Origin of the sequence: Streptomyces sp. NPDC086077, from assembly GCF_040686175.1 — a bacterium.
In the GTDB taxonomy this organism is placed as follows: domain Bacteria; phylum Actinomycetota; class Actinomycetes; order Streptomycetales; family Streptomycetaceae; genus Streptomyces.
Map to the genome: position 1 here is coordinate 1 of NZ_JBFBJT010000232.1, position 7,791 is coordinate 7,791.

Here is a 7,791-nt window from a genome sequence, read left to right on the forward strand (position 1 = left end):
GGCGCGGTCCCCCGGGGTGACGACCAGACAGCCCGGGGTCAGGGCGCCGGCGGCTCGGGCCGGGAATGCCGCCGCCCCGGTCGCCCCTGGTAGGGCTGCCGGGGCGGCGCTGTGCGGGGGTCCGTCACCAGGCGACGGGCAGCCGCGACAGGCCGTGGACCATCATGCCGGTCGTCAGCTCCAGGGACTCGACGTCCTCCGCGAGCCGGAGGTCGGGGAACCGCTTCAGCAGCGAGGAGATGACGATCTGGAGCTCCGCCCTGGCCAGCGAGGCGCCCACGCAGAAGTGCGGGCCGTGGCCGAAGGCGACGTGGTGGACGGCCGCGGCCCGGGCGGGGTCGAACTCGTCGGGCTGCGCTCCGGGGAAGCGCTCGGGGTCCTGGTTGGCGGAGCACACCGCCGCGAGGACCGCGCTGCCTTTGGGGATGACGGTGCCGCCGATCTCGACGTCCTCCAGGGTGATCCGCAGCGGGCCGCCGTCACCGATCGGGTTGACGCGCAGCAGCTCCTCGATGGCGTGGTCGAGCATCTCCGGGTGCTCACGCAGCGCGGCCAGGTGCTCCGGGTGGCGCAGCAGGGTGAGTACGCACTTGCCGATCATGCTGACGGTGGTCTCGTGACCGGCGACGAGGATGGTGGCCGCCATGACGATCAGCTCGTACTCGTTGAGGCTGCCCTCCTCGTCGTGGGCGGCGACGAGCGCCCCGATGAGGTCGTCCGTGGGCTCCTCGCGCTTGCGCTTGACGAGTTCCGCCAGGTATCCGAGCATCTGTTGGCGCTGAGCCAGGGTCTCCTCCTGGCTGTGCGCGGTCAGCGAGACGAACGCGTCCGACCACTCCCGGAAGCGGTCACGGTCCTCGAACGGCACACCGAGCAGCTCGCAGATCACCATCACCGGCAGCGGGAACGCCAGTGCCGTGTTGAGGTCGACCGGCCCCTGCGACTTCTCCATCTCGTCGAGGAGGCCGTCGGTGAGCTCCTGGATCCGAGGGCGCATCTCCTGTACGCGGCGGGCGGTGAACGTTCGGGAGACGAGCCGGCGCAGCCTGGTGTGCTCGGGCGCGTCGGTGGTGAACAGGCTGCCCGGCACCGGCGGTGTCGCGGTGAGCTGGGGCGCGTCGGGGGCGATGGTGGCGGCCCGGCTGAACCTGGCGTCGGCGAGCACGGTACGCACATCGTCGTAACGAGTGACCACATAGCCTTCGTCGCCACTGGGCAGCCGGACGTGGGCGACGGGGCACTTGGCCCGCAACTCCTCGTAAACAGGGGGAACTTCCACGGCCGAAGGGCGGTGGAACGGGTAGTCCATGAGGGGACTGCCGGCCTCCGGTGGGCCGCCCTGCGTCGTGTCCGTCGTCTCCATGCGATTCCTCCGGCAACAGGTGCTCAGTGGTTACGTGTGCGGTGGTTCGGGGATCCGATGCGCGGCCGGACGAGCGGCCCGAAGCGCGGTCGGGGAACCCCGGCGAGCCTGGCAGCGAGGGCTTGTCCGGGACTAAAGCGGCCCCGGGGTCAGCGCTGCCAGCCCTCCGGGGTGCGCAGGCCGAACCCGAGGGCTCGGTCGGCGGCGATGTGGACGAGCCAGGCCAGCCCGAAGTTGAACAGAGGGACGGCGACGGCCGGGGAGTCGGGCAGCAGGCAGGTCAGCATGACCACGACGGCGGTGACGGGCCGGTGCACGAGGTTGTAGACGGGGACAGCCCTGGGGGAGAGCCGGCCGTGCTGGTGCGGGCCGGACATGCCGAGAAGGAACGACAGGTCGGGAGCCAGGAAACCGGCGACCGCCGCGACGATCACCCATCCACCGTACTTCGCCGCCTCGAACACCGCCCAGATCAGCAGCAGGGCGGCCAGCACCCCCCAGGCGGTGCGTACCTTCCGGGAGGCCGAACTCCTGATGGCGCCTTGTGCGGTGTCGTGTGTCACGGGATGGCTCCTTGTTCCAGGGAGGGCAGCACGGCCCGCCGCCGACCGCTGCGTGGGTTCGCCCTTCCGGCGGGAGGGCACCGCCGGGGCCGGGCCCGGCGGCGGGAGAGGACCTGGTCCGAGGTCTGCCTGCGGGCCCTGTCGCCGTGGTCGCGGTACCGGCCTGTCACGCCGCGACCCGCTCCGTGGCGTAGCGGCGTGTGAGGGCGGCGAGTTCACGCAGGAAGGCACCCTCGTCCGACTTGACGAAGAAGTGACCGCCAGGCATGGTGCGCACCTCGCAACCACGCCCCGCATGCTGCCGCCAGGCCAGCATCTCGGCCACCGTGACCAGCCGGTCCTCGTCTCCCGCGAACAGGTGCAGCGGTACCCGCAGCCGCTCGGGGCGCGCGGCGACGCTGTCGAGGCACAGCCGGAGATCGTCGCGGGCCACCGGCAGCAGCGCGGAGAGGAACTCTGGATGGCCGAGCAGGGGCTGCGGGATGCCGCCGAGTGCCGTCAGTCCGGCGACGAGTTCCTCGTCCGGGGCGTCCGGGTCGGCGATCGCCGGTGCCGACAGGTGCGGGGCACGGTAGGCGCTGAGCACGAGTGCCCGGGGCAGGACCGCGCCGCGTGTCTGCCGCCGCCAGGCGAGTGAGTAGGCAACGAGCGCGCCCATGCTGTGCCCGTAGAAGATGTGCGGTGCGGTCAGTTCCTCGTCGAGCTGGGCGTCCAGGTCGGTGACGAGGGCGTCGAGATCGGTGAACCTGGGTTCGTCGGACCGCTCCTCGCGGCCCGGGAGTTGTACGGGCATCACCCGCACTCCGGCGTCGTGTGCGTTCAGGCCGCGCTGCCAGCGCCGGTACGCCGAGGCTCCGCCGCCCGCGTACGGGAAACAGAACAGCCGTGTCACAGGCTCGGGTTCGCCGTCCGGGCGCCTCCGGGACAGGTATCGGTTCATGTCACTCCGTCTCGGTTCCGTCCAGGGTGAGCGGGTTGGGCCCGCGGGGATCGGCGGGTGCGGGCAGTCCGGTCCGACGCGGCTGCCACGCTCGTTGACATCGCTAAAGGGCAGCCAAACTCGGGGTGTCAAGGTTGAGTTGGGGATCGGCGGCCAGAATCGCGCGGTGCAGCTTCTGGATGTGCAGCGGAGGCTCGATACCCAACTCACGGACAGTCGACGCGCGTAGCTTCCGAAAAGCCTCGAGCGCCTGCCACGAGCGTCCGCACCGGTAGAGCGCCAGCATAAGCAGCGCGTGCAGGCTCTCCTGGAGCGGAAAGCGCTCAGTGAGCGCGCGCAGTTCACCGATCACCTCGGCATGTCTGCCCAGCCGCAGGTCGGCGGTGATCCGTCCCTCCAGCGCGGAGCGCCGCGCCTCCTCCAGATGCAGCATCTCCGCGCGTAGAACCGGGCCGATGCGAACGTCGGCGAGCGCCGGACCCCGCCATATGCCCAGCGCTTCACCCAGCAGTCGGGAAGCCGCCTCGTCGTTCCCCGTGGCCAGTGCGCGCAGACCGCGGTTGCTGAGCTGCTGGAAGACATCGGCCTCCACGAAGGGCGCGGGCGGGTTCAGCGCGTACCCGGCGTAGCTGCGGGACAACACGTCCTTCGGTGCGCGCTCCCGGTCCGGTCCCAGGGCGAGCGCGATGGCCTGGCGCAACTGCTTGACGTAGGTCTGCACGACACTGGCGGGCCCGCTGGGGGGAGCGCCGTCCCACAGTTCCTCCGTCAGGGTGGACATGTTCACGTGCCGGCCCGCGTTGAGCGCGAGCAGCGCGAGCAGCTGCCGCGGCTTGGCGGCACTCGGCACCACCGAGGTGCCGTCGATGCTGACGCTGAGCGGCCCGAGAATTCCTATCTCCATGCCACAGCTCCTTCCGACCGATGCCGGAACAGTGGCATGTCCGCCAGCTGTGACGACACTTACCCGATCATGATTTCGGCCAGGAATCCGTCGGCCTTCGGTGTGAGATTTTCACAAGTCTCACCCCTCCTCGGCTCCTTTAAGCGACGCTTCAGCGCCGGTGGTGACCATGGGCCGAGGAGACGTCCCGGGAGGGCCTCGGGACCGGCTCGGGAGAGAGGCCAGGCATGAGGATGCGATGGAGGTTCCGGCCCGGCATGGCCGGCGCCGTGCTCGAGCCGCTCATTCAGCTCGGCTCCCTCTTCACCGGACCGCTGCCCGGCATCCACTACCCCGACCCTGGTCCTGACGGGCCGTCGCCGGGAGCCACGGACGGGTCGGACGGCCAGCACCAGGGTCCCCCGGCCGGGCACCCGGAGCGACGCTGCACGACCCCGCCGAGCCCGACAGAGCGACGGCTGTGGGCGGCACTCGGCATCGAGGGGGACATGACCCCGTACTGACGAGCTGAGAGCACCGAAGGGCTGTGTGGCGCGCAGGCCCTTCCAGATCTCGGTCGTGATGATCGGGGCGCGCCTTGCGGGTGTGATGCGCGAGCAGTTATGGGCTCGGGCCAGCCAAAAATGCCTGATCAGCGGGTGTGGACGAGTGTTAGCGTCGCCGTATGCCTGCACTGATCACACCCACAGGTCAACTCCGCTCCTCATGGCTCGCGGCGCGTGACGAGTGGCCTCCAGGTGCCCACCAGGACGGGACCGGCTTGCGTCTCGCGCCGAATGCCGACCTCACCAGCCCCGGGGTTTTCTCGGCGTGGGTCGAGCAACTGAAGCAGCAGTCGGACAAGTCAGTTGCCGTGGGAGAAGGGCGCGTCCACGCCACCCACTGGTGGATTGTCGAGGGCGACAGCTATCTGGGAGCCATCGATCTACGGCACTACCTGAACGCCTTTCTGTTCGATGTCGGCGGGCACATCGGCTACAGCATTCGTCCCTCCGCCCGGAGACGCGGCTTGGCCACGTGGGCCCTCGGTGCGGTTCTGCCCGAGGCCCGCACGCTCGGCTTGGATCGGGTCCTCGTCACCTGTGACGACGACAACATCGGATCGGCACGCAGCATCGAGCGCAACGGTGGCGTCCTGGAGGATGTGCGCACCGCCGATGCGGGCATCAAGCGCCGCTACTGGATCACTCTGTAGGCAGTGGTGCAGCCGTGCTGATCACAGCCACTCGTTGAGGACTGCGACCAGCACGGTCGCCTCGTAGCGGACGGCGAGTTTGTCGTGCCTCGTGGCGACCGCGCGGTGCCGCTTGAGTCGGTTGATCCCGCACTCGACCGCGTGCCGCTGCTTGTAGTCGGCCTTGTCGAACTTCGGCGGCCGACCGCCTTTGGAGCCGAGCTTTTTTGCCGGTTGCGGACCCGGTCCGCAGGCACCGGGATCGTCGCTTTGATTCCTCGTTTGCGCAGGTAGCTTCAAGATCAACTTTCGCAACAGGCCCTAGTACCGGGGAGGACCGGGTGAGGAGGAGCGCATCTCATTCTCCCCAGCGTTTCGAGAGAGGCCGAGACATGTGTCCTCGGCGGTTCGGATCGGCATCCTACGCACTCGTGAGCCTGAATACTCAGAGCCAGTCCTTGTGCTTGAAGATGAAGTACAAACTGGTACATACGACTGCCATCAGGGCGATCGCGAAGGGATATCCGAGCACCCAGTGCAACTCCGGCATGTGGTCGAAGTTCATGCCGTAGATCGTCCCGACCAGCGTCGGGGCGAACAGGATGGCCGCCCACGACGAGATCTTCTTGATCTCCTCGTTCTGCTCGAACCCCGCCTCCGCCAACGCCCGCATCTCCGCGTTCTGTTGCTGCGTCACCAGGGTGGCGTTCACCGTCAGGATGTCGGTCAGGGCCTGGCGGAAGCCGTCGACGCGTTCGCTGGTGTGGGTGACGTGGTCGGCGACGTCCCGGAGGTAGCGCTGGAGTTCCTCGTCCGTGCCGTACTTGGCGAAGCCCGCCATCAGGCCGTGCAGCATGCCGACCAGGGGGCGGGTGGCGCGCTGGAACTCGACCATCTCGCGCGAGAGTTCGTAGATGCGGCGCGAGACCTCCGGGTCGCCGCGGAACACCTCGGTCTCGATCTCGTCGATGTCGGTCTGGACGCCCGCCACGACCGGTGCGTATCCGTCGACGACCGCGTCGAGGATGGCGTACAGGACCGCTTCCGGGCCCAGTTTCAGCAGCTCCGGCGTCTCCTCCATGCGGCGGCGGACGGCGGAGAGGTCGGGAGCCGCGCCATGGCGGACCGTGATGAGGAAGTCGGGACCGACGAACACGTGCAACTCGCCGAACTCGACCTCCTCCGGCGCGTCGAGGTAGCGGGCCGCCCGCAGCACGACGAAGAGGGTCTCGCCGTACCGCTCCAGCTTCGGCCGCTGGTGTGCCTCCATCGCGTCCTCGACGGAGAGCGGGTGCAGGTCGAACTGCTCGGCCAGGGAGAGGAGCTCACGTTCCGTGGGTCGGGCCAGGCCGATCCAGGCCATGCCGGCCGGCTTCCCGTTCAGCTCGCGGTAGGTGTCCGCGAGGGTCGCGGGGGAGGAGACCCGGACGCCGTCCTCGTACAGCGCTGCCTCGACCACGCTGCCGGTCTCCGCCGGCCGCGCGGGTGGCGGGCCGGCCGGTGGCTGCGGCGGGAAGGCGCGGCGCCAGCCGGACCTCTTCGGCGAGTTCTTCCAGGCGATGGGGCACCTCCCTGGTCGGTCTGGGGCCGTGTGACCGTTCGCAAGGATATACGGGGCAAACGGCATCCGGTCGGGACGAGGCGCAGGGAGCCCATGAAGAGACGCGGACCGAAGCTGTCCGCAAGCGGCGCTAGCGTGCGGAGCATGACCCAGACGACGGCCGTGCTCGGCACCCGCGCCCTCAACCGCGCCACCCTCGACCGCCAGCTGCTCCTGCGCCGCGCGCCGCTGTCCGCGCAGGCTGCGGTGGAGCACCTCGTCGGACTGCAGGCCCAGGAGGTCAAGCCGCCGTACCACGCGCTCGCCGCCCGCCTCGACGGCTTCCGCCCCGAAGAGCTTTCGGAGCTGCTGGCCGGCCGTGAGGCGGTCCGGATGGTCACCCTGCGCTCCACCATCCACCTGCACACCGCCGACGACTCCCTCACTCTGCGGCCGCTGGTGCAGCCCGCCCGCGACCGGGAGATCAGGATCTTCCGCCAGGGCCTTACCGGCGTCGACCTGGAGCGGCTCGCCGGCATCGCCCGTGCGCTGGTCGAGGCCGAGCCGCGCACCATGCGGCAGCTGCGCGAGGCCCTGCTCGCCGAGTGGCCGGACGCCGATCCGCAGGCCCTCGCGATCGCCGCCCGCTGCGCGCTCCCGCTGGTCCAGGTCACCCCCCGCGGACTGTGGGGCCGGAGCGCGCAGGTCCGCCTCACCACCGCCGAGCACTGGCTGGGCCGCCCGAGCGAGCCGGCCGCCACCGCGGAGAGCGCCGTACTGCGCTACCTCGGCGCCTTCGGGCCCGCCTCCGTGAAGGACATGCAGACCTGGTCCGGTCTGACCCGGATGCGCCCGGTGTTCGAACGGCTCCGCCCCAGGCTGGTCACCTTCCGGGACGAGACCGGCGCCGAACTCTTCGACCTTCCGGACGCCCCCCGGCCCGACCCGGAGACTCCCGCCCCGCCCCGCTTCCTGCCCGAGTTCGACAACCTGCTGCTCTCGCACGCCGACCGCACCCGCGTGGTGCCGCCCGCGCACCACGGCCGCACCTGGCAGGTGAACACCTTCCACTGCCCGCTCCTCGTCGACGGCTTCCTGGCCGGCGTCTGGCGGCTGCTCGACGACGGCTTGGTCGTCGAGCCGTTCGGCACCCTCACCCGGGCCCAGCGCGACGAGGTGACCGAGGAGGGCGCGCGCGTTCTCCAGGTGCTGCACGAGGGGGCGTCGTACGACATCCGCTTCGGGACCGTCCTGCCGTGACCGTCCCGGCGCATGGAGAGGGGGCGTTGCGGGCCGCTCGTGGAGGC

The 7,791-nt window shown here is 70.1% G+C and carries 9 protein-coding genes; 3 read left to right on the forward strand and 6 right to left on the reverse strand.

What is annotated here, in order from left to right; all coding sequences use genetic code 11:
* Positions 1–124: 124 nt before the first annotated feature.
* The 4 genes from AB0O67_RS35395 to AB0O67_RS35410 form a co-directional block, all read right to left on the reverse strand.
* On the reverse strand, positions 125–1,363 hold the full coding sequence (locus AB0O67_RS35395) for a cytochrome P450 (RefSeq protein WP_365459576.1): 1,239 nt from the start codon (positions 1,361–1,363) through the stop codon (positions 125–127).
* 149 nt (positions 1,364–1,512) lie between these two features.
* Complete coding sequence (locus AB0O67_RS35400; protein WP_365459579.1) at positions 1,513–1,926, reverse strand: DUF4260 family protein; 414 nt, start codon at positions 1,924–1,926, stop codon at positions 1,513–1,515.
* Positions 1,927–2,092: 166 nt separating this feature from the next.
* Complete coding sequence (locus AB0O67_RS35405; RefSeq protein ID WP_365459582.1) at positions 2,093–2,866, reverse strand: alpha/beta fold hydrolase; 774 nt, start codon at positions 2,864–2,866, stop codon at positions 2,093–2,095.
* Between the two features lie 103 nt (positions 2,867–2,969).
* Positions 2,970–3,770, reverse strand: a complete 801-nt coding sequence (locus AB0O67_RS35410; protein ID WP_365459585.1) for an AfsR/SARP family transcriptional regulator — start codon at positions 3,768–3,770, stop codon at positions 2,970–2,972.
* 227 nt (positions 3,771–3,997) lie between these two features.
* On the opposite strand from AB0O67_RS35410, the gene AB0O67_RS35415 reads away from it, so the two are divergent.
* Both AB0O67_RS35415 and AB0O67_RS35420 read left to right on the forward strand, forming a co-directional pair.
* Positions 3,998–4,273 carry a DUF6059 family protein gene (locus AB0O67_RS35415; RefSeq protein ID WP_365459588.1) on the forward strand — a complete coding sequence of 92 codons (276 nt, stop codon included), beginning with the start codon at positions 3,998–4,000 and terminating at the stop codon, positions 4,271–4,273.
* Between the two features lie 161 nt (positions 4,274–4,434).
* Positions 4,435–4,965, forward strand: coding sequence for a GNAT family N-acetyltransferase (locus AB0O67_RS35420; protein ID WP_365459590.1), 531 nt, complete (start codon positions 4,435–4,437; stop codon positions 4,963–4,965).
* A 21-nt stretch (positions 4,966–4,986) separates the two neighbouring features.
* Here the strand turns inward: AB0O67_RS35420 and AB0O67_RS35425 are convergent, their stop codons facing one another.
* Together AB0O67_RS35425 and AB0O67_RS35430 are read right to left on the reverse strand one after the other, a co-directional pair.
* Positions 4,987–5,244 carry a hypothetical protein gene (locus AB0O67_RS35425; RefSeq protein ID WP_365459592.1) on the reverse strand — a complete coding sequence of 86 codons (258 nt, stop codon included), beginning with the start codon at positions 5,242–5,244 and terminating at the stop codon, positions 4,987–4,989.
* A gap of 145 nt (positions 5,245–5,389) precedes the next feature.
* Positions 5,390–6,505 (reverse strand): magnesium and cobalt transport protein CorA, encoded by a 1,116-nt coding sequence (locus tag AB0O67_RS35430; protein ID WP_365459598.1) that lies wholly within the window; start codon positions 6,503–6,505, stop codon positions 5,390–5,392.
* 144 nt (positions 6,506–6,649) lie between these two features.
* Here AB0O67_RS35430 and AB0O67_RS35435 point away from each other — a divergent pair, with 144 nt between their 5' ends.
* Positions 6,650–7,744 carry a winged helix DNA-binding domain-containing protein gene (locus tag AB0O67_RS35435; RefSeq protein WP_365459595.1) on the forward strand — a complete coding sequence of 365 codons (1,095 nt, stop codon included), beginning with the start codon at positions 6,650–6,652 and terminating at the stop codon, positions 7,742–7,744.
* Positions 7,745–7,791 lie beyond the last annotated feature (47 nt).